We start from the raw sequence: 25,434 nt of genomic DNA, 5'->3' as shown, positions 1-25,434 counted from the left end.
TGAAAGGTGTGAAGAAATGACGATCAAAAAAGCATTCACAATCGCGGGTTCTGATTCTGGCGGCGGAGCAGGCATTCAAGCAGATTTGAAAACTTTTCAGGAGCTCGGTGTGTATGGAATGTCTGCGATCACAGCGATTACTGCGCAAAACACACTAGGTGTTCACGGGATATACCCGCTTTCAATCGAGGCGTTAGAGCGTCAAATAGATGCAGTGGCAGAAGACTTACTGCCAGATGCCGTCAAAACAGGGATGCTGTGGAGTGCAGACATGATCAAGATCGTAGCTGAAAAAACGGTTCAATATGAAATGAAGCTGATTGTAGATCCAGTCATGATCGCAAAAGGAGGAGCCTCTTTATTAAATGAAGATGCGGTCTCTGCGATGAAAACACACTTGCTGCCTGTCAGCTATGCCGTAACACCAAATCTTCCTGAGGCAGAAGTGCTGACAGGCATACGTATTCAGACGAAAGAGGACCGCTATCTGGCAGCAGAGCGTCTTTATGAGCTCGGCACAAAACATGTCGTGATCAAAGGCGGCCATGGTCCATCTGATGGGATGATTACTGACCTGCTGTATGATGGCAAAGGCTTTATTGAAGTCACAAATGAATATATTGATACACCACATACACATGGCACAGGCTGCACGTTTGCAGCAGCATTAACAGCTGAAATTGCGAAAGGAAATTCGATGAAGGAAGCCTTTGAAACAGCAGAAACCTTTGTCCATGAAGCCATCAAATTCCCTTTGCGTATTGGATCTGGACACGGTCCTACGAACCATTTTGCTTATCAGCAAAACAGAATCAAACGATAAAGGAATCGAACCGTCTTCACTTGTGAGGGCGGTTTTTTCGCGAAAATGAAACTTTCTTTCAGCGGAAATTGTCATTCTCTTATGATCTGTGATAATATTATGATCAGGTACTAATACTATGTCTTGAAAAAATAGGAGGCTTTATTACATATGAACTTTTCTTTAGAAGGCCGTAATATCGTGGTTATGGGTGTTGCCAATAAACGAAGCATCGCTTGGGGAATTGCCCGCTCACTTCATGAAGCTGGAGCTCGTTTGATTTTTACTTATGTTGGAGATCGTCTTGCTGAATCGGTAAAAGAGCTTGCAAGCACACTTGAGCGTGATGATTCAATTATTCTTCCATGTGATGTGACAAGTGATGAAGAAATCGAAAAATGTTTTGCTGCAATTAAAGAAAAAGTACAAGTCATTCATGGTGTCGCGCATGCCATTGCATTTGCAAACAAGGAAGAGCTTGTTGGCGAATACTTGAATACGAACCGTGAAGGTTTCCTTTTGGCGCACAACATTAGTGCATACTCATTAACTGCTGTAGCAAAAGCAGCACGTCCATTGATGACAGAGGGTGGAAGCATTGTGACGCTTACATACCTAGGCGGAGAACGTGTTGTATCAAACTACAACGTAATGGGTGTAGCGAAAGCATCACTTGAAGCAAGTGTGAAATATTTAGCAGCTGATTTAGGCGCAGAAGGCATCCGCGTGAACAGTATTTCTGCTGGTCCAATTCGTACGTTATCTGCAAAAGGCATCAGCGGCTTTAATACCATTCTGAAGGATATTGAAGAGCGTGCACCACTTCGCCGTACTACAACTCCTGAAGAAGTTGGCGATACAGCTCTATTCTTATTCAGTGATCTATCTCGCGGCATGACAGGCGAGAATCTGCATGTTGATTCTGGCTTCCATATCATTGCCCGCTAAACGAATACATGACTCACAGCATACCGATGAAGGGTATGCTGTTTTTTATTTTTCTTCTGATTTGAGGCCTCCGTTCATATATATAAGGAATGAATCATTCGGGAGGGATTAGTATGTCAAATAAAGGTGATGAGAATCAAAAGCCGCTGATGTATATTGTTCAGCCGAGCTATCAAGAATCAAAGCCGGCCATGCAAAATATTGTGAGAAAGCGAAAGAAATCAGAAAAACAGCCAGAAAGTGATACCAATGCAAAAGATGTGATCAAAGAAAGCACGCAGGAGGAACGTGCAGCTCAAGAAATAGAGCATAAAAAAGAAGCAGAGCCGCCTAAACTTCAACAAGAACGAGATATGACACAAGCAACTGAGTTTAAAGAAGAACAAGAGATCAAACAAGAAGCCGAATTTATACAGGAACAAGAAATCACACAAGAACCAGAGCTTATACAAAAGCGAGAGTCTCAGCAAGAAGAGGGAAACAAGCCAGAAGGTGTCTTTCATGAAACAAAAGAAGAACCAAGAAGAAAACGAGTAAAAAAACCTTTAAGTCAGATGAGTATTGATGAAAAAGTCGATTTTCTCACAAGACTGCCTCATAATATGCCAAGAGCTCTTTGTCTGATTGAAGCTGATGGTAAAACATATAGAGGGATCATCATGGATCGAAAAGATGATACTGTGATCATTCGGACAGCAGGCGGGGGAAATCCAGTCGAATTAGCGATTGCAGAGATTTCTTCCATCCACCCGCTTGGGTTTTAACAAAGAAAAAAGTCCCATATAGGGACTTTTTTTGTTAGCAGTTACGGTTGATGAGTCTTGGGTTTAGGCACTCGATTGCGCAGAAGCAGTCAAGGTCTACTTCAATGCAATATTTCGATTTTTCTAATCGGAACACATCACATAAGGAATCTTTATCTGTAAAATCTAAAATATGACGGTCTTTGTCAAATGCGATAAGCAAGCTGAGTGTTGCACAGTGATCACAGATATGTTCGACTCTGAAAAATGCAGTGCTGAAGCAAGGGCCTGCATCTACTTCTCCGACGTTTCCGAATGCGACGAATGGTTTTGATTTGGATGTAAAGAGAACAAATGGGACAGTGTCACCTAATGAATGTGATGGAGAAAGGAGATTGCTGTAACAGCTGGTCGGGCACTCTTCTTTGACAGCATTTTGCAAGTCGCTAATGTTTTCAACAGCCTCTGTTACACAGCTCCATGAATGTTTGCGGCTCATATTCAACCCTCCTATACTAGGAAATTTGTTTGAGTGTTTGAGCACTGTTATCATCTACAAGCTATCTTTGCCGGCTCGTGCATCTACTTTTAACCAATGCGGAAGCGGCCGCTTCTTATGCTGACTGCTCCGCATGATTGGCTGTCATTCGTGAGGAAGGGGATGCTTTGACTCATGACAAGTTAGATGAGCGGCCTGTTGATTTAGCCGTGGTGATGATGCTTTTTATCTTTTGATGGCATGACTCTGTCGACAAGCTCTGGGTTTAAGCATTGGATTGCGCAGAAGCAGTTTAAATCAACCTCAATACAAAAGTCCGTTTTTTCTAGACCAAAGAAGTCAGGGTCACAAGGGTGACACACGCTTAGCGTATGTCCGTGTACATCAACAGGTCTTAATACAGATAACGTAGCACAGCAGTCGTGTAATTTTTCAACCCGGAAGAAAATGGATTCGAAGCATTGGCAATCGTCAACAAATCCTCCGATGTTTCCGAAAGTAGAGAACAACCCGCCCTTTTTATCAAAAAGTAAAAACGGAATCGTATCTTTTCCAGAAACTGTTGGGCTTAATAAATTACTGTAGCAGCTCGTAGGACATTTATCTTCTACAGCTTCCTGCTCTGCTAAAATCTTATCAACCGCATCGCATACACAGTTTTCATCATGTCGGCCATGGTGTTTTCCGCAGCTCATGGATTTCAGCTCCTTTAACAAGGTATTTGACTTTAGTCCTTAACAACATATGTATGCGCCCTCTAGTTGGTGTGGGTAAATGACCATTTATATTTGTTGTATTTTTATAAAAGGAAAAGCAGAGCTTTTCGCTCTGCTTTTGGACATTAGAGGATACCGATTGCAACGATTGTCGCAACAAGAGTTTGTGTAAGTGTTTGGATTGCGATAGAGATGTCCGCATCGATTGTAGAGACTGTAACGTTTCTTGAATTTTCGATGACAAGTTTTTGGCGGTTTGTTTGTTTGTGAGTAGCAGCTTGTAAGAGATCCTGCGTGACACGGTCTGCCAAATCACCGTCAGCGATTGAGATATTTGTAATGGTAATGATCGCTGTTTGAACAGCTACTTGGATAGATGCTGCAACCTGTGCATCGACAGAAGATACGTTAATGTCACAAGAGTCTCTGACGATAATGACTTCCTCAGATGTCTGCTTTGTGAAGCTTACTTGATCAAAGTCTTGTAAGACATCTTCATCATCATAATAGTCGTCACAAAGTGCTTTTCTTTCATAATTGCAATCGTCGTGGTGTCTGTGGTGTCCGTGGTGTGTACAGTTACGATCTAGAGCGACCCAAGAGTATGGTTTAGAATCCATTTCTATTCCTCCTTCCGTTTACTTTATTAAATGCTGGAATGTGTGGTTTTGTTTCGGGCATTTACCCTAGCATACAACCCATTTTTATTTAATCGTTATTTCGCTGCGCATCACGACGCTGCTGAATTCGCTCTCGAAGTGAATTTCGTTTTGGACGTACTTTTGGTTCAGGCTCTACTTCTTCCGCCTGTTTTGCTGCCTCAGCCTGCCTTTTTTTCTCCTGCTGCTGTTCTACGAAATCATTTGCTTTCTTTTGTAAATCCTCGACTAATTTCAAAATCATTCTTCTTTGATCGTCTGAGATATTTGCTTTCTGATCTTCGGTGATATTGTTTTTGTTTAACACATCACTTACAAGAAGACTCGTTAATGGATCAACATCAGTATTGATTTGAAACTCCTTTTTTTCGTTCTCTTCAGCCACGATGATTTCACCTCTTTCATACGTCATGTTAGAAAAAGAAAGGGTCAAAGAATGCCGGCTTCAACTAAGAGTACATTCAATGTTTGAGTGAGAATTTGGACGGAGCTCATAATGGATGCATCTGATAACGTGATTGTAATGTTATGGCAGTTGATGATTTGAATCACAGTTTTCTTTTGGACTGTCACTTGTTGGGTGGATAAAAGCTGATCTGTGATGTCTGCAGCCACTTCATCGTCTGGTACAAGAATTTGGATTAAAAGAGTAATGATTGTCGTTACGGTCGCTTGAAGGGAGAGTGCAGCTGTTACATCTGTTTTATGAATTGTGACATTTTCGGAATCTTTGATCTCAATGAAATCATCATAATTGCTGATTAATTCGTTTAACAGTTGTGTATACAATGTTTCAGCACTTTCTTCAATAGACAATACTTTCACTCCTTTCTTATCTATACATTATTTAATGCAACAAGGACGCAAGGTGGAATCAGAAAGTGTGAAAAAGTACAACCCAATTTTATTTCCGCTCGATTCATCATGTCGGTCTTTTTTCTTGCATATATAAAGTAAGGACGGAAAAGAAGAAAGAAGGAGGTGGAGGCTTCTGAGCGGTGCTTTGTCATTTGTCGTGTTTGCCCTCGCATCCTTTAGACTGACGAGACTGATTGTGTTTGATACCATTACTGCCCCTTTTCGCCGTCTATTTCATGAAGAACAGGAAGAGGTAAACGAACAAGGTGAGGTCGAAACATATATCATCATTAAAGGGGGAGGACTGCGGTCTTGGGTTGGAGAACTGTTAAGCTGTTATTGGTGTACTGGCATATGGTGCACTGCTGCCTTACTTCTGATATACATACTTTTTCCTGTCATCAGCATGTGGCTTAATTTACTATTAGCGATTGCCGCAGCAGCAGGCATCATTGAAGCGATCGTCTCAAAGCTTGTGAAATAAACAGGCATTCTGATCAGACACGCTTTCAATAAATGCATATACTATCATGGAATAGGAAAGGAAGGGTTGCGATGAAACCAACTGAAACGCCGTCACATATGCTTCAAGGTTATCCAGCGCAGTCAAATCAACAATCTGTATATACGAAGAAAATCAAGAAAACTGGCTGCGGCTGTGGAAACAAAAAGAAACCTCAATAATAGAAGAGAAAAACAAAAGCCGGATTTATCCGGTTTTTTTGTTGCCCTTTTTTTGAGTGATGCATATGTAAGAGAGAAGGGGTGACCAGAATGGATGCATTCGAACAATTAATCGGTTCCTTGTTCACTAAACCGCATGATGGGAAAGAACAAGCGCACGAGAAGGCTGAAATGGATCTAACGGATAAAGCGAATGATCTTGAGGAGCACTTAAAAGTATTTGGCTTGAAGATGGAGGCTTTTGCGAAAGAAACAGAAGCATTCATGATGCGTCATAGAGAGGCAGATTACATCTTTAAACAGCAGAAATAAAAATTCCGCACTTTTTTATGTGATCGTCCAAACCATTTCTTTCATTTTTCATACTTTGTAAGGGAGAAGAGGAGGTGCTTAAATATGAGTTGTTACGGTGGCGGTTATTGCGGCGGCTACGGAGGTGGCTACGGCGGCGGATATGGATCAACATTTGTTCTTGTTGTCGTGCTTTTCATCCTTCTAATTATCGTTGGTGCTTCTTTCTTTAACTACTAAAAAGTAAGAAGGTGAGGGAAGCAAGGGGGAAGCCTTTTGCTTTCCTTTCTCTTTGGTCAAACAAGGCTTTAGGATAGGCACATATCTCGCCTATTTTCATATAGTAAGGTGATTACTCCATAAAGAGGAGGCAAATGAATGGATAATAAATTCTTTAAAAGCGTAGAAAACAAAACCGGTGTGAATATGAATGATGTGTTTAAACTTGCAGGTTCTTTGCAAAATGCCAACTTTAAAGATGAAAATACCGTTCGAGGTGTCATTAAAAAAGTAGCGCAGCTTGCGAACAAACGTGTACCTAAAGAAATGGAAGACAAAATCGTTCAATCGATTACAAGTGGAAAAGAAAAGCTTGATTTCAATACAATCGCTAAAATGATGAACAACAAAAAATAAACAACAGGCTCTCCGTTTAAAGGGGGGCCTGTTGTTTTTGTGTAAATAATTCACGGTTTTTCTTTAGAAGAGGATACAAAAAACGAGAACGATGAGCCGTTTTTCCTCGTCTAAATGATGGAACAGACAGATAAAGAGATTGTTCTGCTCTTGTCATGGCAACGTATAATAAACGGCGCTCTTCTTCCAGCGCTTCTTCATCACCGTTTCTGAGTTCATCCAGTGAGAAATCATGAGGCAGTGCCCCATCGACCAAACAAGTGATGTATACTGTCTGGAACTCAAGTCCCTTTGCGCGGTGGATCGTCATGAGCTGAACACCGGGTTCAGCTGTTTTTTCCTTTTCGGCAGACTTCATATGTTCGGCATGTGCGAGAAAGTCTTCAATCGTTTCAAAGCGTTTGGCGGCTGTTTTCACATCACGTACATCATCCGCCCCTTTTTCAAGTACATTCGTATCGTTCACCCGTTTTTTCAAGTAATCTCCGAGTCCCATCTTTTGTTCAATAAATGTCACCGCGTCCGATGGCTTTAACGTCCGTAACGTTCGGAACAAAGGAACCATTGATTGCAGCTTTTTCCGTTGAAACGGCTGTATATCTGTCAGTTTTCCAAGCGCTTCTACCATTGAGCAATCTTCTGTGATGGTCAGTGCTTTTAGTGTATTCAGGGTTTGCTGCTTTAAAAAGAAAACCGGCAGCAGCTGTTTCATGGCTGCCACATCATCTGCATCCTGACTTAAAGAAAGAAAGGCGAGGAGAACCCGAACCATTCGTCTGCTGTAGAAGGCTTTGACACCGGCATCTGTCTCATACGGAATGGCCGATTGATGCAGTCGTTCATAAATTGCCCGGCCGCCTGTATTCGTTCGAAACAGCACGCAGAAGTCATTCGGCTTTGCACCGTTTTTAATTTTCTCCTGAATATCTGCGACAATCATCGTCGCTTCCTCTTCTTCATCATATGGATAGAAGAGCGTCGGAGGAATTTTTTCCTCGCGCACGGCTTTTAACGTCTTCTCATAACGATGCTGATTTTTCTTAATAATCGCATCAGCACTTGCGACAATCGTATGGTGAGACCGGTAATTCGCATGTAAATGGACGATCTGAGCCGAAGGATAGTCCTGTTTGAATTCAAGAATGAAAGCAGGATTGCTCCCTCTAAAGGCGTAAATGGCTTGATCATCATCACCTACACAAAATAACTGCTCTGATTCTCCGGCTAAAAGCTGAATTAATTGATATTGTACTGGATTAATATCTTGAAATTCATCCACTAAAATATACTGGAATCGTTCTTGATACCGTTTTAGCAGTTCGGGCTGTTCTGTCAGCATATGTAAGCAGGCAATCGCCATATCATCAAAGTCAAATTGCTGATTGTCTCGTTTTTGCTGTTCATATGATTGGTAGATCGTCCACATATGTTTTTCCTTTTCATCTTTCAAATCAGGAAGCTCACCTGGTAAAAAGGCATTTTTCCAATAGCCAATCGATTGCAGTACTTGATCAGTAGGGTAGTCTTTCTCATCAAGCCCCTCATTCATAATGGCTTTTCGAATGTATTGCTCCTTTTGCCAGTCAAACTTAATCAGATGCTGGCCGTTCCATTTGTTTGCGTCATCGTGAAGCAGCATTTTATAAAAAAGACTGTGGAAGGTACCTGTCACCACTTGGCTGGCTTGTGAAGGATGAAGCTGGTATTGCTTACGCAGCCTTTCTTTCATCTCACTGCTCGCTTTGGTCGTGAAGGTCACGAGTAAAATATGGTGAGCAGGAATATGATGATGGGACATGAGATAAGCTGCTCTAGCCGTCAAGACTCTTGTTTTCCCGCTGCCGGCACCAGCCAGCACAAGCATCGGACCATCTTGATGTGTGACAGCTTGAAGCTGCGGTGTGCTAAAGGTGATATTCGGAAAGAGGTCGATCGTATGAACTTGTTCATTCTCTTCTAAATGTAAGGCATCGCTCAATTGAATCGACCTAGGTTCCTGCCAGTCATTTGATTCGTTCGTTTGGGAGATGATCTGTTTGCCGGTTGGAAAACGGAAGCCGCCAAGTTCTTTATAGGAAGCCTTTTCTTCATGTTCAGCCGTTTGATTATGATCTGTTTGTTCTTCAGCTTGTTCACAGATCTCTTGCTGAGACATATGCTTATGGATAAAGGCAGGTTCATCATGTATATTTAATCTAAAAAAGACCGGTTGTCCGCAATATGGGCAGAATAATTGTCCTTTTTTTCCCTCGTCATGGAGGAATTGATAGTGTTCTCTCGAATACGTATGTAATGAGATCGTTCGATCATGTCGTCGTGCGCATTTCAAAGCTAGTCCTCCAATAGTCAATCAATCTTAAAATGAAACACATCTAATCATATCAAATGAGGCGTGTTTCAAACAGTCATAATTAGGGAATAGTAGAGTAAGAGAGAAGCAAAGGAGGCGTTCTTGATGGGATATATAGCCCCGATTCAGCCGGATCTGTATTTTCAATATATCAATCGTCCAGCTCCTCAGGATAAAGAAGACTACGCGAAAGTAACAAAGGTTACTCGCACCTTTCATGACAAGATTTACAGAGAGCTGGAGAAAAAAGAGGACTTAGTGACAGAAGCGGAAACGAAAGTACAGCAAAAAAAGCGGGAACGTTTTGTACGAGATATGTTTATGGAGGAAGGCAAGGGCATTCATATCAATACGTATATATAAATGATTGCGCTTTCCTCCTGTGACGAACGATAATGAAAAAGAAAAAGCCAGGGCATCTTGAATGCTCTGGCTTTTCTTTTGGTCAAATAGACAGTGTTTTTGTCATTTTGACATGTGTGATTCCTGCTTCTTCAAACGGTTCAGAAACCGCTTTGTAGCCTTTCTTTTCGTAGAAAGGAAGCGCATGGACTTGGGCATGCATAACCGCTTCTTTTGCTCCATTAGCAATCGCTTCGGTTTCTAGCGCCTCTAATAGTTTGTGGCCAAGGCCGAAGGAGCGCGCCTCTTTTAACACACAAATGCGTTCAAGCTTTGCCTTTGATCCCTCAATGAACCGCAGTCTAGCGGCCGCCTGAGGTTTTTTGTCATCATTGTAAATGACAAAATGGGTGGCTTTGTCCTCTAGTTCATCTATTTCGATCTCTACTGGAACTTCTTGTTCTTTTACGAATACTTCTTTTCGTACATAATATGCATCTTCTCGTTGTGTTTGTTCTGTTGCGATGACTGTTTTCAAATGTCTTTAACCCTCTTCTCCTAAAATAAATGTTTCATAGACGGTCCAAGATCCGTTCTCTAACTGATATAAAAGGTGGAAGCGATCCACTGTTTCTTCATGGTCAATCTTTCTCAGCTTTAATGTGCCAAGTACGTCTGAATGCTCATCATCTGATAGTTTTTGAGCCACTGTCACATGCGGAACAAAGGCATATTCAGGTGTACCAGCAAGTGGCTCTGCGTACAATCTTTCATTGAGCGCCATGATGTCCTCGTTCGGTTCTACTTTCATATAAATGACGTTGTTTACAGGAGCGAATGAACTGAATTTTTTAATACGTAACGTAATAGGAGAAGCATTTTTTGCATAATCTCTTAACGTTGAGACGACCTCAGCCGCTTCTAGATCCGTTAATTCAAAAGGTGTTCTTAATGTTAAATGAGGCGGTATGAGTGCATAGTTCGGATCATAACGCTTCCGGTAAGAGTTCGCAATATCTTGCAATTTTTTCGATGGAAATATAACAACTCCGTATTTCATCATGTTCCCTCCTGAATAAGAAAGTATTTATTATTGTTTATTATAACAAAATTCAGTTGATTAACGAATATGGGAGCATTCTTTTTAACGAAGGCGCAATGAGCGGCTGCCAAAACGTCCATTTATGATCCCCTTCGAATGTCTCAAATAAATAATCCGCTCCAGATTGTTCAAGAAGAGTCTTTAAATCATCATTCGGCTGAACAAAATCAAGCACCTGGCCATCTGTTGTTTTCACAGCGGTTTCCTCAAGCCCAATTTGATGGATAATGGCATAATGAGAAAGGGCTGTCGACTGTTTGACGGCTTCTAGAACCGACTCGTCAACGTAAGGGGACTGCAAAATCAGCCCGCCGAATAGAGAAGGGTAATCAATGGCTGTCATGAGGGAAATCGTCGCACCCAGTGAATCACCAATAAACGTACGCCCTGATCCAATTTGATAGGTTGGATAGTGTTCATCAATATAAGGGACCAGTTCATTTGCTAAAAAGCGTTTATACGCTTCAAACTTTGTACCGTCTGGATGATACGTGTTTCGTCTTTCCGTGACATTTTCATAAGGGACACCAATGATAATCGAGCGTTCCATTTCTTTGTTTTGCATCAATTCTTCTGCCTGTCTGCCTATTTTGCCTAGGCGGAAATAATCATGACCATCCTGGGCAATGATGACATGATATGTATAAAGGGGGGAGTAATTGACTGGCAAATAGATCAAAATGGTCATATCCGCCCCAAGTTCTTTTGACTGTATGGTTTCTTCTTGAATGATTCCTGTTTTCTTCACCATAATCCATTCCTCCAGCTAACCAAATTTATCATAAAGTGAAACGTTTCCATTCATTGTAACATGAAAAACAGCGTTGTTCCTATATGCTAACATGCAATCAAATCGTATAACATCGATTCTGTTATAAAATACAGAAAATTTTAATTAATCATGACATTTCCCCTTGAAAAATGAGATTTAATGGGTTACAGTATTAAGAATTAGAACAGACAGACAACACATTCTTATCGTGAGAGGTGGAGGGACTGGCCCTTTGAAACCTCAGCAACCGGTATGCATCACTTCATGTGATGTACCAAGGTGCTAAATCCAGCAAGCAGCTTTTTTGCTTGGAAGATAAGAGGAAGCGATTAAACCCCTTCTTCTTATGAAGAAGGGGTTTTCTGTTTTGAAATCAGATTTTTACTTAGGATGGTGTCAAATGACAGAACATGTGGAAACGAAATTAGCGCAGATTGGAAACCGTAGCGAAGAGGTGACTGGCACTGTCAGTCCTCCCGTTTATCTTTCGACAGCATACAGACATAGAGGTATAGGGGAATCTACAGGATTTGATTACATTCGAACGAAAAACCCAACAAGACAGCTCGTAGAGGATGCAATTGCTTCACTCGAAGAAGGGACGGCCGGTTTTGCCTTCAGTTCGGGAATGGCGGCGATTCAAACGATTATGGCTCTATTTGAAAGCGGAGATGAACTCATCGTCTCATCAGATCTATATGGCGGTACATACCGTTTGTTTGAAAACGAATGGAAAAAGTACGGCTTGCGTTTTCTTTATGATGATTTTTCAGATGAAGACTGTTTACGCTCTAAAATCACGCCAAACACAAAAGCGGTCTTTATTGAAACACCGACAAATCCATTGATGCAGGAAGCAGATATTCAAAAAATAGCGAAGATTGCAAAAGATCATGGCGCTTTGGTGATTGTCGATAACACCTTTTACACACCAGTCTTGCAAAAGCCGATTACGCTTGGAGCGGACATTGTCATTCATAGCGCAACCAAATATTTAGGCGGACATAATGACGTTCTTGCAGGGCTTGTGGTGACAAAAGGAGAGCAGCTGTCTGAAGACATGTTCCAGCATCAAAATGCAATTGGAGCGGTTCTATCACCATTTGACTCATGGCTTTTAATGAGAGGGATGAAAACACTGGCACTTAGAATGCGCCAGCACGAGGAAAATGCGAAGGAACTGGCACAATTTTTAGAGAAGCAGCCGGAAATTCAAGATGTCCTTTATCCAGGAAAGGGAGGCATGCTGTCATTCCGAGTAGCTAAAGAGGACTGGGTCAATCCATTTTTGAAGCAGCTGAAAACGATTTGTTTTGCTGAAAGCCTTGGCGGAGTCGAAAGCTTCATTACGTATCCTGCGACACAAACGCATATGGATATTCCAGAAGAGATTCGCATCGCAAACGGTGTATGTAACAAGCTGCTCCGTTTCTCTGTTGGTATCGAGCATGTAGATGATCTGAAAGCAGATCTGAAACAGGCACTATCACAAGTAAAAGAGGAGGTACACGCCAAATGACCACACACGATTGGACACTCGAAACACAACTCGTTCATAATGCGTTTAAAACAGATCGTTCAACAGGTGCAGTCAGTGTACCGATTCAGCATGCATCCACATTTCATCAAAGCAGCTTCGATGAATTTGGCCAATATGACTACTCGAGATCGGGGACTCCTACACGTCAAGCATTAGAGGATACGATTGCGGCGCTGGAAGGAGGAACGAGAGGGCTTGCTTTTGCATCAGGCATGGCTGCTATTTCAACCGCTTTTCTTCTATTATCAAAGGGAGATCACGTCCTTGTCACAAGAGATGTGTACGGCGGGACTTTCCGAATGATCACCCAAGTTCTTTCAAGATTTGGAATTGAGCACACCTTCGTGGATATGACAGATTTGAATGAAGTCAAAAGAGGCATTCAATCGAATACAAAGGTCATTTATATGGAAACACCGTCAAATCCAACACTAGGCATTACAGATATTGAAGGTGTTGTACAGCTTGCGAAAGAGCATGACTGTCTGACTTTCTTAGATAATACGTTTTTAACCCCTGCGCTTCAGCGTCCGCTGGATCTTGGTGTTGACGTTGTTCTGCACAGCGCAACGAAATTTTTAAGCGGCCACAGTGATGTACTGTCAGGCTTAGCCGTTGTGAAAGATGAGAAGCTGGGAGACGAACTCTATTCACTGCAAAACTCCTTCGGTGCGGTCCTTGGCGTGCAGGATTGCTGGCTTGTGTTAAGGGGGTTAAAAACCCTTCAGGTGAGATTAGAAAAAGCCAGCCAAACGGCTTTCGAACTCGCTTCATTTCTCAAAGAACATCCTGTGGTGAAAAAAGTCTACTACCCGGGCTTAGACGATCATCCAGGGGCAGATATTCAGCGAAAGCAAGCGAGCGGAGCAGGAGCGGTTCTCTCATTTGAACTAGAAAACCAAGCGGCAGTCAAAGAATTGGTGGATGCTGTCACATTACCTGTATTCGCTGTCAGCCTCGGTGCCGTCGAATCCATTCTGTCGTATCCAGCCAAAATGTCACATGCGGCTATGCCAAAAGAAGAAAGAGAAAAAAGAGGGATTACAGATGGGCTGCTTCGTTTAAGTGTCGGAGTTGAAAACGGAGAAGACCTCAAACGCGACTTCAAACAAGCACTCGATCAACTAAAGCCTGTTCTTGTGAATCAATCATAAAGAAGGAGAGAAAAAAGCCGGCACAGCCGCCGGCTTTTTGACCTTTTTTGAACAAAACCATTGACGACTTAATATGATGGTTATATAATAGAGACTGTCAGTAACAGAAAGCCCAGAACTGATACATAACCCGATTCCGTAGCTCAGCTGGGAGAGCGCTACCTTGACAGGGTAGAGGTCGCTGGTTCGAGCCCAGTCGGAATCATATAAAAAGACGTTGATACAGAGCCATTCTTGAGATAATCGAGAGTGGCTTTTGTATTTCTTAAAACAAAAAGGTAACATTGCCATAATAAAAACCACACTGAAATAAAGTGTGGTCAATTTAAAATCCCATCCATTTGATCAGCAATCTGTTGGCTTGTTGAAGGTAGTACATGAGCATATGTTTGAAGTGTTAATTTTATGTCCCGGTCTTTTACTCACTGCTTTAACAGGTGCGCCATTCAATAATAAGATAGTTGCACAAGTGTGTCTTAGATCATGAAACCGTATCTTGGTAACGCCTGTTTCTTCTATTGGCCAATCATAGATCAGACCCGTTTTATGAACCAAGTGAAGAAGTAAAAGAAACAATTGATCACATTGTTGAGGAATAAAAAGATGAGATTGAAGAAGTTTTGTCGGTGATTAAAGATGTCGATGTATGCAGAGATACATTCTCGTTTGTAGATCCACAGGAATGGATGAAGGAATTAAAAGAGAAAAAAGCTGTTACCGCAAAGTTAAGTAAATTTAAAAAGAATTGAGGACAGCTTTTCTAAACAGAAAATCATCTAAGGATCTTTACAAACTCAGTAATAGTATCTATGCATTTTGGAACGAAGTTTTCCTCTAGTATAAAGGAAAATGTATATTCATCTATCTCGTGTTCTACACTTAATCCAGGAAGCTGTTTTATACTTGAGTATTTTTTCTTTTTAACTATAGACTGATTATGTGCAATAGCATTTCTTACTTTTCCGTAGTCTACAATATCTTGCCATAAACCAGTGTTGAATGGCTCAGTGATTAAACAAGCTTTTGTTAAAAAAGTTTTTGCTCTATTAATTCCTTGGCCATGAATATCCTCATAACTCAGATTGAGGTTTTTCTCTTTTTGTAGATCATTACATTTAGAATTAAGATAGTTTTCAAATGAAAAGTATATCTCCAGAAATACTGTTCTACGTATCATTTGAGGATGTCTAATTACATAATCATAAAGCTTATCATCATTTCTCTCCACGTAATACTGTGCTTCTTCTTTATCCATTCCTTGTGTAGCTTCATCAAGGTATTCTTCATAGGACTGAAGGGAATTTTGATTGTATTTTTCCATTTCATTGTAGTATTGCAGTATTTGTTTGAGTTCGAATTCTATAAAAAAATCATGTATTTTAAATATTTTAGGTGCCATATTCATCATCCTGTTCCAATTAATAGAAGTATTATAAATTAACTATAAAACTGTGTAAAGTGGAAGGGGTGTAAAGCAAAATATGTTAGATGAAAGAAAGATTAAATCTATCTCATTAATAGCGGAAGCAAGGAAGACAATGCAAGAAAGTGCTGATGGAAAACTTTACAAAAAAGGTATTATTAAACAAAAACCCACCCCGATCTGGGGTAGGTTTAAACTCATTTGTAGACGTAACATGTTTCATTGATAACATCAACACAATCGAATGTTCTATGATATGAGTCTCCATTATCATCTCTAAACCAAATACGAACTTGTGCTATTCCCTGACTATTATAACCAAGCCATTTATACTCATAGCCTTTGTGTTTGTTTCGGATAGGTGTTAAATCTCCTGGTTTTACTGGTTCTGATGCATTGGCTGGTACAGCAGATACAAGCAAAGCCCCTGTAACTAAAACACTTCCAATGATCTTTTTCAAATTCATAAATGACACTCCCTCTCAAATTTATGTATCTATTGAATCTCTAATAGACATCCTAATATTAACATTTAATTTGTATGTAATTTGTCGAATTGTGCAGTTTTATTAAAATATTTTCTATTTTTTACTAATAATGACATAATATTAAACAAGAAGATTTATCCTAGAGAAAAAGCCTTGTTGACTTTTAAAAAAGCCTCAACACACCTTCAATTCATAAGCGCAGTTTCCGATATTATCCATGAGGTGACTATAAGTGAGAAGCACACTGAAGGAAAATAGAGAAATTAAGAAATAGAAGTTTACTAAGCAAAATTTAAAGCATAATTTGGTGGAGTTGAGTACACGTGGACTCATTGTTTACTTAACAGAAAACTTCCCTAGAGATGGTCAAGATTATACCGAATATAAAAAGAAGATGATGATTCTAAAATCATTAGATACGGAAGATATATCAGGCGCAATTGCTCGAATGGATAGGATTAATCATGTTAATGATCAAAAAAGATTGTTGTTCTTTATTGGAATAATATCCACAATTATCGTGGCTGCAACAACTGCTATTCTTAGAAAAATAGATATCGATCCTAGCACATCTAATATAGACATTGTTGCAACTATTGCAATGATATGCACTGTTCCTGTAATTATTTATCTAATGATTTCTTTGGCGGTGATAATGGACAGTTTCAGCAAAGCAACTGTTAATTACTTTAAAGACTTGCTTATCATTGCAAGAAATGAGAAAAAGAATGATATTGAAATTGTTTAGGCTCTTTCTTGCCCCCTTTATTCATACTGGGTTTACTTCATCGTAAATTGCAGTATTACAAAGGGAGTAGTTTTAACCTACAGTGGGGATCTCATAAATACCTACCGTCATTTAAAATGACATCCGCTTATATCAAAACGCATATTTGCGTTCAGTCGTTTAAAACTATGATATTCTTTCCATTCAATCTAAATCCCCTGTATAATTAAGGAAAATTAATTAGGAGGATTAAAAGTGAAGGTTCTTAGATTTGAATATGAGAATAATAGATTTGAATTACACACAATATTTATGGAAAATATTTCAATAATGAAAGATGATGATATTCAAAGAGATATGCTAAAAAAGAGTAAAAATATAGTTAAAGCTGCTTTGGGCTTTGAGAGCTATTTGAAACAAGAATATTTTTCAACATACGAAGAAAACAATTCTGTGTATTGCTCATACACGTTTTGAAAGGATAATAAGATAAGAAGCGTTTAGAACGTGAGTTAGAAGAAACTAAGACTATGAATTGATTGAGGATTAATTATTAACCCATGTTATCATAGAAGAAAATGGATAATGGGGGGATTGTAAATAAATGTTTAAATCAAAGTTAGTTGTTTGGACGTTTATTATTGTGACTGGATTCTATATGCTGGTGAGTATATGGAACATTGCTGTATTTCCAGATAAAACATGGACAGATTATGCAGGACAGATTTTGATTGTCGTTTTTGGGAGTATGGTAAATGGTTTAATTGCTGCTTTCTTTATGTACGCAGCAGTCATGTTAGTGAGATATATTAATGGTGGTAAAGCTTAAATTTGTATACAGTCATAAGTTTAAAACAGGTGTATAAAAAGGCAACAAAAAAGGTAACATTTTTTTCGGGTTTTAAAAAATACGAAAGAACACAAGAGTATACAAAAGGGTAAAGAAAGCTTATATAACAAGGTTTATGAGTGAATAGAGGATAATGCCGATAATCACAGGATTTCATATATCTACCTTGACAGGGAAGAGAGGTCGCTGGTTCGATCCCAGTCGGAATCATCATTGAAACCCTTGCGTAGCAAGGGTTTTTTGTTTTTTTTGCAACGAATATTTATTCTGTTTCTTTTGATTGGGGACGAACTGTCCGGCTCTTTTTTGAATAGCATTAATGCTCTCACCTGCCTCTATAAGGAGAGCGACCCATTGTATGTCTTAAATCATGTAGTCGAATGTTTTTTAATTTGTGTTTGATTTTGATTTTTGACCATTTGGAAGAAGGGGTTGAGTAATAATATGGCTCACCAAAGCCATTATGAAATAAATATTGGTGATCATCTCCTTCCCATAAGTCACCAACTAATAGTTTTTCTTTTCTCCACATGATATGGTACTGCTTTAATTCATCCAGTGTAAATAGTATCAGCATATCCAGTTTAAGAGGTTACTTACAAAATATTTAGAATTTTTCAGGAGAATTCTCCGAAATGTAATATGGACTTTAAATATGTTCATTTATAATTCTCTATTTGTCTATACTTTTCATATCGCTGTTGTATAAGCTCTTCCGAGGATAATGGTATCAATTTTTTTAGAGATGATTCGATCACAGATTCAATCATGTTTGCCTGTGATTTTATATCATTTTGTGCTCCACCTTTCATTTCAGGAATGATTTCATCAATAATTCCTAAATGCTTTAAATCTTTTGCTGAAATTTTCATATGTTCAGCAGCTTCTGGAGCATACTTAGCGTCCTTCCATAGGATAGATGCTGCTCCTTCTGGCGAAATTACTGAGTACCATGAATACTCTAACATATGGATATGGTTACCGACACTAATGCCAAGAGCTCCACCACTTGATGCCTCCCCAATTACAATACAAACAATTGGCACTTTAAGAGTAGCCATTTCAAATAGATTTCGAGCTATCGCTTCAGAAATTCCACGTTCTTCAGACCCTTTTCCTGGATAGGCGCCTATTGTATCAATAAATGTAATAATAGGGCGATTAAATTTATCAGCTTGTTTCATAAGTCTTAGCGCTTTTCTATATCCTTCTGGATGAGCCATTCCAAAATTTCTTTCTATATTTTCCTTTGTACTTCTCCCTCTTTGATGACCTATAACCGTAACGGGCATTCCTTTAAATTTTGCAATACCACCTATCATTGCTTGATCATCACCATATAATCGATCACCATGAAGTTCGAAAAAGTTTGTAAACAATAAAGGTATATAATCCAATGTCGTGGGCCGGTTACGTAGCCTTGCAATTTGAACTCGTTGAAAAGGTGTAAGATTAGAATAAATTTCATCTTGCATTTTATTTAAACGTTTTTCTAATAAATGAATTTCTGACGATAAATCTACATTATTTTCTTTCATCATTTTCTTTAATTCATCAAATTTCTCTTTTAGTTCAATAATAGGACGTTCAAAATCCAAACTCATTTTAACCTCCAAAGGTTATGATTTACCTCACTTTAATCAAAAGACTTAGAAATAGAATCAATAAATAATTCAAAACCATCCACAACTATTTTTTGTTCTGATTCTGATAAATTATTGAGGATACGTTGATAAAATGTAAGGGATTGTTCTCTTAAGCGATTAACAGTAATGTGACCTTTTTCTGTGAGGTGCAGAAAAAGTTCTCTTCTGTTTTTTTCATTTACTTCACGATAAACAAGCCCCATTTTTACTAACTTATCTACCAATCTACTTACAGTTGAAGTCTCTAATCTAAGTTTATTGGAAAGTTGCCAAACAGTTAATTTTTTCACCTCTAGTTCCTCTAACGCCATCATTTGAGAAGTTGGTAGAGGTTTTTCAAATGGTCCATTGGGCAAATTTTGAGATTCAAAAACCCCTGTTATTATAATCATTTTCTTAATATCTGATCTTAGTTTTAAGGCATCTTCTCTTTTCAAAAAGGTCACCCTCCTACAATTCATGTATCATACATCAATTGTATTATACATGAATATGTTTTTTTCACAAGTTTAACGTAAGTCAATTTTAAAATAAGGATGAGATATTTCTACTTGTTAAAATGGTATAAACCGATTTATTTTATTATATAAATGAGAAGCAGTTGCCCGAGGTCTTTCAGTATTTAGAGCAGAAACAGCGTTTCGCTTATGCTGAAGCTATATGCAGAGGAGTATGGGAAACAAGGTCGATTTGAAGAAGCTACGGCTGCTGATCGAAAGGTATTAGAAACACAACTCAAAACTTAGAGAGGGGATTGTTTGTATGACTTTTAAGAAGGGTTTTACGAAGATTGCTCTTACAGTGATTGCAGTTGATCTAAAACACAACATCTCAAAACATATAGGCAAAATTAAAACAGAACATGAAGGGTCTGTTTTTTTATGAGGACGGATTGGGGACCAACCCTATCAGTTTCTTCAGAAATGCACATTTTTTATCAGAAAGGCTCATCATAGAATCTTATTAAATCAGTCTTTACATCTGGAAGTTTCGGATAAGGTCATTCACCTTGACGGGGAGAGATCGCTGGTTCGAACCCAGTCGGAATCGTATGAAAAGATGTTGATACAGAGCCATTCTTGAGATGGTCGAGAGTGGCTTTTGTATTTCTAAAACAAAAGAAAACATTAGTGAAATTAAAAACCACACTGTATTTTTTCAGTGTGGTCAATTTAAGATACGACAGGTAACCCACGCCTGCGGACAAGTCATCAATCTTTCTTTTTTTGTAGTCTTTTATTAAGCTTGAAACAGTTAAACCGATTACACCAAAAGCTACTACATAAAATAAAATGTTTGTTACAGGTGTATCAATTTTTCCTAAAATCAATACAATAGCGATAATAGCGGCGGGTAAAGTAATTAACAAACCTTTTGATGCCTTATTTTCCTGTGTCACTAACCAAGCACCTCCTTATTGTTTCAGCATTGTGTTTTAGTTCATTTTAAAAAAGAACAACATGATGGTTCTAGCAACCCACCATGCTACATTTTCACTTCCATTCACTTTAAGAGCGCCTGTATAGTGTTCAAGAGTGATTAGAATGGTTCCGAATTTTGCTTCTGCAGAAGGTGTGAATAAAAAAAAGTTCCTGAAACCGTGGATATTATTAAACCTTTTGAAAGTTTTTTTCATAATGAATATGTATGCATATTGGTTCTCCATCTCTAATGAATGTTATCATTTGTAAATAAATGAAGTAAATAGGTTATTTGTTATAGGGGTTGAACGGTCCTTGACAGGGGAGAGGTTGCAGGATCGAGTTTAGCCGGAATCATCATTAAAACCCTTGCTAAGCAAGGGTTTTTTGACAACAGATATTTGTTTTATTTTTTTGAAAAGGGACGAATTGGGGAAGAAGTTACAAACTCAAAAACCTTTACGATGCATGTGTCATAAAAATTCTTAATGAATGTTGCTATTTATTTAGTGGAAGTAACATATACGTTCTTACCAGAATTTACACCAGTAATTAAAATCATGACTGAAATGAAGATTAGCATGAACAGAGGAACAGTCCAATGATAAGTAATGTCATGTAACCAGCCGAATAAAATAGGCCCTATCGCTGCTAATAGATAGCCTAAAGACTGTGCCATACCAGATAATTCTGCTGCTTCTTGTGTATTTTTGGTGCGTAAACTAAAAAACATCATGGCTAAGCTAAAGGCCATTCCAATGCCAATCCCAATCATTATCATCCACAGAGGTATAAGGAATGATACGCCAAATAAAATGCCCATTAAGCCAACAACAAGCAATAGAAATGAAATCCATACTAATATCTGTTGTTTGCTAAAACGTCCAGCTAAAATAGGTACAATAAATGTAACAGGAAGCATTGAAAGTTGCATCAATGATAGCATCCATCCACCTTCATTTGCATTTAGCCCTTTAGTTTCAAGAATTTCAGGAATCCATGAAATGACTGTGAAAAATACAAAGGACTGAGACCCCATAAACAATGTAACATTCCACGCTAGCTTAGAACGCCAAAGGCTGATAGGTCTTTTCTTATTCTCTTTTCGAAAAAAATCCAAAGATTCTTGGTTGTTCCTTAGTTTTGGTACCCAAAATATCATGGTAAGAAGAGTTAAGATTCCCCAGCAACCTAGGGAACCAGACCATCCGAAACCTAATAATGAAGAAATGGGGGCGCTAATCCCTGAACCAATAGCGCCAAATAAATTCATAGAAACAGCATATAGGCCAGTCATTAAACCTAATTTTGTTGCAAAATGATGTTTAATGAAGCTAGGTAGTAAAACATTACAAATCGCGATTGAAGAACCGATTATGACGGTTCCTAAAAATAATGTGTCCACTCTACCAAAAGAACGTATTCCAATTCCAACTAATAATAATGCTATCGACATAAACAGTGTTAATTCCATGCTGAAACGGCGAGTGATCTTGGGGGCAAGAGGAGAAAACAATGCAAATGTGAATAAAATGGCTGTAGGAATTGTACCAGCTAATGTGTTAGATATACCAAGGTGATCACGAATGGAAGACAATACTGGACCGACTGCTGTAATTGGGGCCCTAAGATTTGCTGCAATTAGAATAACACCAATAACAGTTAATATCTTTTTATTTGTCTGCATACTCGATCTTTTCTTTTGCTCCGTTTGTGGAATACTCATGGCAGCTATAGACCCCTCCAAATCTTTTATAATGAATGGGGGCAAGCTGGATTAAATGATTCGAACCTGCTTGCAATGAATTAATAATTATCGAATTGGAGAACGACACCTACCTACCTTTATGCCTAAAGCATTGTAATGGTTTTTAATATTGACAATCGCGTGTCCACGTGTCACCTCATCGATTAATTGATTTATTTTTTGAAGATTCACAGGCTTATTTGCAACTAAGTCACTAAAAAATGTTTGAATCTCTTTTGGATAAACATTTCCTACCATACTAGAAAGCCCGTTACATCCGTTTAATATTTTTTCAGTGAGGTTTACGTCCCCTCCAGCGAACATGATAAAGTCATCTGGTAAAGTTGTATTTTTTAGGCGTCTAACATCACTCTCTTCTTTCATCCCAACCAAATTAGAGTGTTTTTGATTCATAAGAGTGTGAAATGAGTCAGCACTTAATTCAAACCCCGTGCGTAAAGGATTATTATAAAGAACAACATGTTTGGTGGTTTGCTCTAACAATTCATTCATGTAAGACATCGCTTGTTCCTGAGTTGGTAGGATATAAGGAGGAAATTGAATGAGAATCGAGTCGAAAACTGAATCCTCAAGACGTTCAATCAATTTTATTGCATTTTTTGTTGTTGTAGCTGATACACCAAACATTAGTTCAACATGTTTAAAGTCCTGCTGATTAAAAAAATCAATAATTTGTATCCTTTCTTCAATACTCATTGAATTTTGTTCACCTGTAGTTGCAGATACGAGTAGTGAATCAATACCATTTTCAGCTAAATATTCAACGATTGGTTTAAATCCATCCAAGTACAGACTTTCATCTTCATGAAAGGGGGTTGGAATCGCGACATTTAAATTCTTCACTTGTTTTAACCTCCTACATTAAAATTTTTATACTTTCTAAAAAATGTTACTTGTTCTCGTTATATTGACTGACCTCCTTTACACGGTTTGAAGGATTTCTTTGTGCATGTAAGTCTAGCCTTCATGTAATAGTCTAGGACACTTATTTTTATAGAACAATTCAATTATTTATATAATAACTATAGTTTGTACCTATGGTTTTATTTGTATAATAATGTATATTAGATGTTAATATTTAAAAATCATAAAGTTTGTACTTGTGAAAATTTCTACTTAGGAGTCGGAAGAATGGAATTAAAGCAATTAGAGTATTTTTATACAATGTGTCAAGAACTGCATTTTACTAAAGCTGCAGAAAAGGTTGGAATATCTCAACCATCTTTAAGCCAGCAAATCAAACTTTTAGAGCATGAAATTGGAACACCTTTGTTTGACCGTATTGGTAAGAAAACGACTCTTACTGAATCAGGAAAACTCCTATTAAAATATACTCGCAATATTTTTCACGAAATTGAACAAGCAAAAATATCGATCAATGAATTGAATGGGCTTCAAAGAGGGTCAATCTCAATTGGGACATTACTAACAGTCGAGAACTATCTTATTCCACCGGCATTATTTAAATTTCATCAGCAATACCCAGCTGTTAAAATTTCTGTACTAGGTCTGCGTACTGGGGATATTCAAAAACAATTAATAGAAAATAGAGTGGACTTAGGGATTGTGTTTTTACCAATGAAAGGGGATGAATTTGAAACAATCTCTTTATACATGGAAGATATGGCTTTTGCAGTACCTGTTAAACACCCCCTGGCACCAAGTGAAAAGTTGGGGTTAGAAGTATTAGAAGAAACCGCTTCAATTTTGTTTCCTGAGCAATTTTATATCAGACAGTTAATCAACAAAAGTTGTAAAGATATTGGTTTTCTACCCGACCCTATTTTTGAAGTAACAACTATGCAGTCATTAATTAATATGGTGGTAGATGGCATAGGGATAACGGTCTTACCAACTCCTTATCTTGAATATCTAAACGAACCTCAATTAAAGATTATTCCTATAAACAATGCTAATCTTATTAGAAGTGTAGGGATCGTTTATAGGAAGGACAAACACTTAGGAGCGGCCATTCACATTTTCATTGATATATTAAAAGAAATTGCTTTTGGTTTGAACTATGTTTATGAGTCGAGAAAGAAGTAATAGATTTTAAGGGAATTTCAAGAGATGATTGAAATTCTAGAAATCACAGCGCAAGGGTAAACTGATAACGTTCAGGTAAATACATTTTTGATAAAATATTTAGAGGGGGGGAAAGATATGAAGTCATTTTTACTAATTGGACAATCAAATATGGCGGGGCGAGGCTTCAAACATGAAGTGCCGCCAATTTATAATGAAAGAATCATGATGCTACGAAATGGTAGATGGCAAATGATGACTGAACCGATTCACTTTGATAGACCGGTAGCTGGTGTAGGATTGGCGGCTTCCTTCGCGGAGTCTTGGTGTAAGGATCATGAAGGAGAGAAGATTGGTCTTATTCCATGTGCCGAAGGTGGCAGTTCCATTGATGAGTGGTCACGAGATGGAGCATTATTTCGTCATGCAATAAGTGAAGCTAAATTTGCAAAGGAAAATAGCGAATTGGCAGGGGTATTATGGCATCAAGGAGAAAGCGACAGCCAAGATGGGAAATACAAAGAATACGATGAAAAAATACGAAGATTATTTCATGAAATAAGAACTGAATTATCTGTCCCTAACATTCCGCTTGTGATAGGTGGTTTGGGCGATTTCTTAGGAAAGACAGCATTTGGCGCAGGATGTGTGGAATATCAACTGATCAATGAGGAACTACAAAAATATGCACATCATCATGAAAATTGTTATTATGTTACTGCCAAAGGTCTTACACCTAACCCGGACGGAATTCACATCAATGCGATGTCCCAGAGAATATTTGGTATAAGATACTATGAAGCATTTCGAAAAAAAGAACATATACATGAACCATTACTAAATGAACATGAGCTAGTGAATGAATGTCATAATAGAATGAATACCCCAGCAGAGAAAACATATATAGCACTAGAACAGTTCACGTTAGGCAAGATAACTTACGAAGAGTTGTTGAAAGTTTTATCGTAGGCTAAGTGATAGACTGAAACA

32 protein-coding genes, 1 tRNA gene, 1 pseudogene and 1 riboswitch are annotated in these 25,434 nt (G+C 38.5%); of the genes and pseudogenes, 18 read left to right on the top strand and 16 right to left on the bottom strand.

What is annotated here, in order from left to right; all coding sequences use genetic code 11:
• The first annotated feature begins 16 nt into the window (after positions 1–16).
• The 3 genes from thiD (at position 17) to MHI60_RS01690 (ending at position 2,514) form a co-directional block, all read left to right on the top strand.
• Positions 17–823, top strand: a complete 807-nt coding sequence (thiD, locus tag MHI60_RS01700) for a bifunctional hydroxymethylpyrimidine kinase/phosphomethylpyrimidine kinase (protein ID WP_111289930.1) — start codon at positions 17–19, stop codon at positions 821–823.
• A gap of 150 nt (positions 824–973) precedes the next feature.
• Positions 974–1,750: an enoyl-ACP reductase FabI gene (gene fabI, locus MHI60_RS01695; RefSeq protein ID WP_024425017.1), complete on the top strand. Its 777-nt coding sequence runs from the start codon at positions 974–976 to the stop codon at positions 1,748–1,750.
• Between the two features lie 113 nt (positions 1,751–1,863).
• A complete protein-coding gene (locus MHI60_RS01690; protein WP_144485498.1) occupies positions 1,864–2,514 on the top strand; it encodes a CotO family spore coat protein in 651 nt (216 codons plus the stop codon).
• A gap of 34 nt (positions 2,515–2,548) precedes the next feature.
• On the opposite strand, the gene MHI60_RS01685 is transcribed toward MHI60_RS01690, so the two are convergent.
• The 5 genes from MHI60_RS01685 to MHI60_RS01665 all read right to left on the bottom strand — a co-directional run bounded on the left by MHI60_RS01685 (position 2,549) and on the right by MHI60_RS01665 (position 5,192).
• Positions 2,549–2,992 carry a CotY/CotZ family spore coat protein gene (locus tag MHI60_RS01685; protein WP_111292832.1) on the bottom strand — a complete coding sequence of 148 codons (444 nt, stop codon included), beginning with the start codon at positions 2,990–2,992 and terminating at the stop codon, positions 2,549–2,551.
• Positions 2,993–3,195: 203 nt separating this feature from the next.
• Positions 3,196–3,687: a CotY/CotZ family spore coat protein gene (locus MHI60_RS01680; RefSeq protein WP_003211658.1), complete on the bottom strand. Its 492-nt coding sequence runs from the start codon at positions 3,685–3,687 to the stop codon at positions 3,196–3,198.
• A 146-nt stretch (positions 3,688–3,833) separates the two neighbouring features.
• Entirely contained in the window at positions 3,834–4,328 is a 495-nt protein-coding gene (locus MHI60_RS01675; protein ID WP_111292831.1) for a spore coat protein, read from the bottom strand.
• An 88-nt stretch (positions 4,329–4,416) separates the two neighbouring features.
• A complete protein-coding gene (locus tag MHI60_RS01670; protein ID WP_111292834.1) occupies positions 4,417–4,752 on the bottom strand; it encodes a spore coat protein in 336 nt (111 codons plus the stop codon).
• A 44-nt stretch (positions 4,753–4,796) separates the two neighbouring features.
• A complete protein-coding gene (locus MHI60_RS01665) occupies positions 4,797–5,192 on the bottom strand; it encodes a spore coat protein (protein ID WP_240193816.1) in 396 nt (131 codons plus the stop codon).
• 166 nt (positions 5,193–5,358) lie between these two features.
• Here MHI60_RS01665 and MHI60_RS01660 point away from each other — a divergent pair, with 166 nt between their 5' ends.
• From MHI60_RS01660 to MHI60_RS01640, 5 genes are all read left to right on the top strand, one after another.
• Entirely contained in the window at positions 5,359–5,709 is a 351-nt protein-coding gene (locus MHI60_RS01660) for a DUF1360 domain-containing protein (RefSeq protein ID WP_111292829.1), read from the top strand.
• Between the two features lie 71 nt (positions 5,710–5,780).
• A complete protein-coding gene (locus MHI60_RS01655) occupies positions 5,781–5,909 on the top strand; it encodes a hypothetical protein (protein WP_254967544.1) in 129 nt (42 codons plus the stop codon).
• A 90-nt stretch (positions 5,910–5,999) separates the two neighbouring features.
• Complete coding sequence (locus tag MHI60_RS01650; RefSeq protein WP_144485496.1) at positions 6,000–6,221, top strand: hypothetical protein; 222 nt, start codon at positions 6,000–6,002, stop codon at positions 6,219–6,221.
• Between the two features lie 84 nt (positions 6,222–6,305).
• On the top strand, positions 6,306–6,440 hold the full coding sequence (locus tag MHI60_RS01645; protein ID WP_047201816.1) for a YjcZ family sporulation protein: 135 nt from the start codon (positions 6,306–6,308) through the stop codon (positions 6,438–6,440).
• Between the two features lie 138 nt (positions 6,441–6,578).
• Positions 6,579–6,836 carry a stage VI sporulation protein F gene (locus MHI60_RS01640; protein WP_008348417.1) on the top strand — a complete coding sequence of 86 codons (258 nt, stop codon included), beginning with the start codon at positions 6,579–6,581 and terminating at the stop codon, positions 6,834–6,836.
• Between the two features lie 16 nt (positions 6,837–6,852).
• On the opposite strand, the gene MHI60_RS01635 is transcribed toward MHI60_RS01640, so the two are convergent.
• Complete coding sequence (locus tag MHI60_RS01635) at positions 6,853–9,165, bottom strand: ATP-dependent helicase (protein WP_144485494.1); 2,313 nt, start codon at positions 9,163–9,165, stop codon at positions 6,853–6,855.
• 126 nt (positions 9,166–9,291) lie between these two features.
• On the opposite strand from MHI60_RS01635, the gene MHI60_RS01630 reads away from it, so the two are divergent.
• A complete protein-coding gene (locus MHI60_RS01630) occupies positions 9,292–9,549 on the top strand; it encodes a hypothetical protein (RefSeq protein ID WP_024425007.1) in 258 nt (85 codons plus the stop codon).
• A gap of 82 nt (positions 9,550–9,631) precedes the next feature.
• Here MHI60_RS01630 and MHI60_RS01625 read toward each other — a convergent pair whose 3' ends face one another.
• From MHI60_RS01625 to MHI60_RS01615, 3 genes are read right to left on the bottom strand one after another with little or no spacing between them, the layout of a single operon-like run.
• Positions 9,632–10,066: a GNAT family N-acetyltransferase gene (locus MHI60_RS01625; RefSeq protein ID WP_144485492.1), complete on the bottom strand. Its 435-nt coding sequence runs from the start codon at positions 10,064–10,066 to the stop codon at positions 9,632–9,634.
• A 6-nt stretch (positions 10,067–10,072) separates the two neighbouring features.
• Entirely contained in the window at positions 10,073–10,588 is a 516-nt protein-coding gene (locus tag MHI60_RS01620) for a YjcG family protein (RefSeq protein WP_039177859.1), read from the bottom strand.
• Between the two features lie 52 nt (positions 10,589–10,640).
• Positions 10,641–11,381, bottom strand: a complete 741-nt coding sequence (locus MHI60_RS01615) for an esterase family protein (protein ID WP_095408221.1) — start codon at positions 11,379–11,381, stop codon at positions 10,641–10,643.
• Positions 11,382–11,602: 221 nt separating this feature from the next.
• A riboswitch (SAM riboswitch) is annotated at positions 11,603–11,724 on the top strand.
• Positions 11,725–11,802: 78 nt separating this feature from the next.
• On the opposite strand from MHI60_RS01615, the gene MHI60_RS01610 reads away from it, so the two are divergent.
• The 4 genes from MHI60_RS01610 (at position 11,803) to MHI60_RS01595 (ending at position 14,845) form a co-directional block, all read left to right on the top strand.
• Positions 11,803–12,921, top strand: a complete 1,119-nt coding sequence (locus MHI60_RS01610) for a methionine biosynthesis PLP-dependent protein (RefSeq protein WP_095408222.1) — start codon at positions 11,803–11,805, stop codon at positions 12,919–12,921.
• Positions 12,918–14,096, top strand: a complete 1,179-nt coding sequence (metC, locus tag MHI60_RS01605; RefSeq protein ID WP_144485490.1) for a cystathionine beta-lyase — start codon at positions 12,918–12,920, stop codon at positions 14,094–14,096. The genes MHI60_RS01610 and metC overlap by 4 nt, the downstream gene beginning before the upstream one ends.
• 132 nt (positions 14,097–14,228) lie before the next feature.
• A tRNA-Val gene (locus MHI60_RS01600) sits at positions 14,229–14,301 on the top strand.
• A gap of 421 nt (positions 14,302–14,722) precedes the next feature.
• The gene (locus MHI60_RS01595) at positions 14,723–14,845 is read left to right on the top strand and encodes a hypothetical protein (protein WP_262982671.1); all 123 of its coding nucleotides are present in this window, start codon (positions 14,723–14,725) and stop codon (positions 14,843–14,845) included.
• A gap of 23 nt (positions 14,846–14,868) precedes the next feature.
• On the opposite strand, the gene MHI60_RS01590 is transcribed toward MHI60_RS01595, so the two are convergent.
• Together MHI60_RS01590 and MHI60_RS01585 are read right to left on the bottom strand one after the other, a co-directional pair.
• A complete protein-coding gene (locus MHI60_RS01590) occupies positions 14,869–15,495 on the bottom strand; it encodes a hypothetical protein (RefSeq protein ID WP_095408225.1) in 627 nt (208 codons plus the stop codon).
• Positions 15,496–15,716: 221 nt separating this feature from the next.
• The gene (locus tag MHI60_RS01585; protein ID WP_095408226.1) at positions 15,717–15,986 is read right to left on the bottom strand and encodes a hypothetical protein; all 270 of its coding nucleotides are present in this window, start codon (positions 15,984–15,986) and stop codon (positions 15,717–15,719) included.
• Between the two features lie 334 nt (positions 15,987–16,320).
• On the opposite strand from MHI60_RS01585, the gene MHI60_RS01580 reads away from it, so the two are divergent.
• The 3 genes from MHI60_RS01580 (at position 16,321) to MHI60_RS01570 (ending at position 17,563) form a co-directional block, all read left to right on the top strand.
• Positions 16,321–16,755 carry a hypothetical protein gene (locus tag MHI60_RS01580; RefSeq protein WP_095408227.1) on the top strand — a complete coding sequence of 145 codons (435 nt, stop codon included), beginning with the start codon at positions 16,321–16,323 and terminating at the stop codon, positions 16,753–16,755.
• Between the two features lie 234 nt (positions 16,756–16,989).
• Complete coding sequence (locus tag MHI60_RS01575) at positions 16,990–17,211, top strand: hypothetical protein (RefSeq protein WP_095408228.1); 222 nt, start codon at positions 16,990–16,992, stop codon at positions 17,209–17,211.
• A 127-nt stretch (positions 17,212–17,338) separates the two neighbouring features.
• The gene (locus MHI60_RS01570) at positions 17,339–17,563 is read left to right on the top strand and encodes a hypothetical protein (protein WP_095408229.1); all 225 of its coding nucleotides are present in this window, start codon (positions 17,339–17,341) and stop codon (positions 17,561–17,563) included.
• Between the two features lie 680 nt (positions 17,564–18,243).
• Here MHI60_RS01570 and MHI60_RS01565 read toward each other — a convergent pair.
• From MHI60_RS01565 to MHI60_RS01545, 5 genes and pseudogenes are all read right to left on the bottom strand, one after another.
• Positions 18,244–19,188, bottom strand: a complete 945-nt coding sequence (locus MHI60_RS01565) for an acetyl-CoA carboxylase carboxyltransferase subunit alpha (protein ID WP_144485488.1) — start codon at positions 19,186–19,188, stop codon at positions 18,244–18,246.
• Positions 19,189–19,220: 32 nt separating this feature from the next.
• Positions 19,221–19,667, bottom strand: a complete 447-nt coding sequence (locus MHI60_RS01560) for a MarR family transcriptional regulator (RefSeq protein WP_144485486.1) — start codon at positions 19,665–19,667, stop codon at positions 19,221–19,223.
• 779 nt (positions 19,668–20,446) lie between these two features.
• Positions 20,447–20,629 (bottom strand): annotated as a pseudogene (locus MHI60_RS01555) (hypothetical protein); the annotation flags it as partial.
• A 524-nt stretch (positions 20,630–21,153) separates the two neighbouring features.
• Positions 21,154–22,377, bottom strand: coding sequence for an MFS transporter (locus tag MHI60_RS01550; RefSeq protein ID WP_144485484.1), 1,224 nt, complete (start codon positions 22,375–22,377; stop codon positions 21,154–21,156).
• Between the two features lie 87 nt (positions 22,378–22,464).
• Positions 22,465–23,262 (bottom strand): dihydrodipicolinate synthase family protein, encoded by a 798-nt coding sequence (locus MHI60_RS01545; protein ID WP_111292820.1) that lies wholly within the window; start codon positions 23,260–23,262, stop codon positions 22,465–22,467.
• 288 nt (positions 23,263–23,550) lie between these two features.
• Between MHI60_RS01545 and MHI60_RS01540 the strand changes: the two genes are divergently transcribed.
• Together MHI60_RS01540 and MHI60_RS01535 are read left to right on the top strand one after the other, a co-directional pair.
• Positions 23,551–24,465: a LysR family transcriptional regulator gene (locus tag MHI60_RS01540; RefSeq protein WP_144485482.1), complete on the top strand. Its 915-nt coding sequence runs from the start codon at positions 23,551–23,553 to the stop codon at positions 24,463–24,465.
• A 117-nt stretch (positions 24,466–24,582) separates the two neighbouring features.
• A complete protein-coding gene (locus tag MHI60_RS01535) occupies positions 24,583–25,413 on the top strand; it encodes a sialate O-acetylesterase (RefSeq protein ID WP_144485480.1) in 831 nt (276 codons plus the stop codon).
• Positions 25,414–25,434 lie beyond the last annotated feature (21 nt).

The sequence above is a fragment of the Bacillus sp. FSL K6-3200 genome (genome assembly GCF_038630485.1).
Lineage (GTDB): Bacteria > Bacillota > Bacilli > Bacillales > Bacillaceae > Bacillus > Bacillus safensis.
Note: the sequence above shows the minus strand (reverse complement) of the source record. Positions and strands in the feature narration are given on the sequence as shown.

What these genes read in the sequence shown, in the direction of transcription:
- thiD (WP_111289930.1), top strand. Translation starts at nt 17, where the DNA reads ATGACGATCAAAAAAGCATTCACAATCGCGGGTTCTGATTCTGGCGGC.
- fabI (WP_024425017.1), top strand. Translation starts at nt 974, where the DNA reads ATGAACTTTTCTTTAGAAGGCCGTAATATCGTGGTTATGGGTGTTGCC.
- MHI60_RS01690 (WP_144485498.1), top strand. Translation starts at nt 1,864, where the DNA reads ATGTCAAATAAAGGTGATGAGAATCAAAAGCCGCTGATGTATATTGTT.
- MHI60_RS01685 (WP_111292832.1), bottom strand. Translation starts at nt 2,992, where the DNA reads ATGAGCCGCAAACATTCATGGAGCTGTGTAACAGAGGCTGTTGAAAAC.
- MHI60_RS01680 (WP_003211658.1), bottom strand. Translation starts at nt 3,687, where the DNA reads ATGAGCTGCGGAAAACACCATGGCCGACATGATGAAAACTGTGTATGC.
- MHI60_RS01675 (WP_111292831.1), bottom strand. Translation starts at nt 4,328, where the DNA reads ATGGATTCTAAACCATACTCTTGGGTCGCTCTAGATCGTAACTGTACA.
- MHI60_RS01655 (WP_254967544.1), top strand. Translation starts at nt 5,781, where the DNA reads ATGAAACCAACTGAAACGCCGTCACATATGCTTCAAGGTTATCCAGCG.
- MHI60_RS01650 (WP_144485496.1), top strand. Translation starts at nt 6,000, where the DNA reads ATGGATGCATTCGAACAATTAATCGGTTCCTTGTTCACTAAACCGCAT.
- MHI60_RS01645 (WP_047201816.1), top strand. Translation starts at nt 6,306, where the DNA reads ATGAGTTGTTACGGTGGCGGTTATTGCGGCGGCTACGGAGGTGGCTAC.
- MHI60_RS01640 (WP_008348417.1), top strand. Translation starts at nt 6,579, where the DNA reads ATGGATAATAAATTCTTTAAAAGCGTAGAAAACAAAACCGGTGTGAAT.
- MHI60_RS01630 (WP_024425007.1), top strand. Translation starts at nt 9,292, where the DNA reads ATGGGATATATAGCCCCGATTCAGCCGGATCTGTATTTTCAATATATC.
- MHI60_RS01620 (WP_039177859.1), bottom strand. Translation starts at nt 10,588, where the DNA reads ATGAAATACGGAGTTGTTATATTTCCATCGAAAAAATTGCAAGATATT.
- MHI60_RS01615 (WP_095408221.1), bottom strand. Translation starts at nt 11,381, where the DNA reads ATGGTGAAGAAAACAGGAATCATTCAAGAAGAAACCATACAGTCAAAA.
- MHI60_RS01610 (WP_095408222.1), top strand. Translation starts at nt 11,803, where the DNA reads ATGACAGAACATGTGGAAACGAAATTAGCGCAGATTGGAAACCGTAGC.
- metC (WP_144485490.1), top strand. Translation starts at nt 12,918, where the DNA reads ATGACCACACACGATTGGACACTCGAAACACAACTCGTTCATAATGCG.
- MHI60_RS01590 (WP_095408225.1), bottom strand. Translation starts at nt 15,495, where the DNA reads ATGGCACCTAAAATATTTAAAATACATGATTTTTTTATAGAATTCGAA.
- MHI60_RS01585 (WP_095408226.1), bottom strand. Translation starts at nt 15,986, where the DNA reads ATGAATTTGAAAAAGATCATTGGAAGTGTTTTAGTTACAGGGGCTTTG.
- MHI60_RS01570 (WP_095408229.1), top strand. Translation starts at nt 17,339, where the DNA reads ATGTTTAAATCAAAGTTAGTTGTTTGGACGTTTATTATTGTGACTGGA.
- MHI60_RS01565 (WP_144485488.1), bottom strand. Translation starts at nt 19,188, where the DNA reads ATGAGTTTGGATTTTGAACGTCCTATTATTGAACTAAAAGAGAAATTT.
- MHI60_RS01550 (WP_144485484.1), bottom strand. Translation starts at nt 22,377, where the DNA reads ATGAGTATTCCACAAACGGAGCAAAAGAAAAGATCGAGTATGCAGACA.
- MHI60_RS01540 (WP_144485482.1), top strand. Translation starts at nt 23,551, where the DNA reads ATGGAATTAAAGCAATTAGAGTATTTTTATACAATGTGTCAAGAACTG.
- MHI60_RS01535 (WP_144485480.1), top strand. Translation starts at nt 24,583, where the DNA reads ATGAAGTCATTTTTACTAATTGGACAATCAAATATGGCGGGGCGAGGC.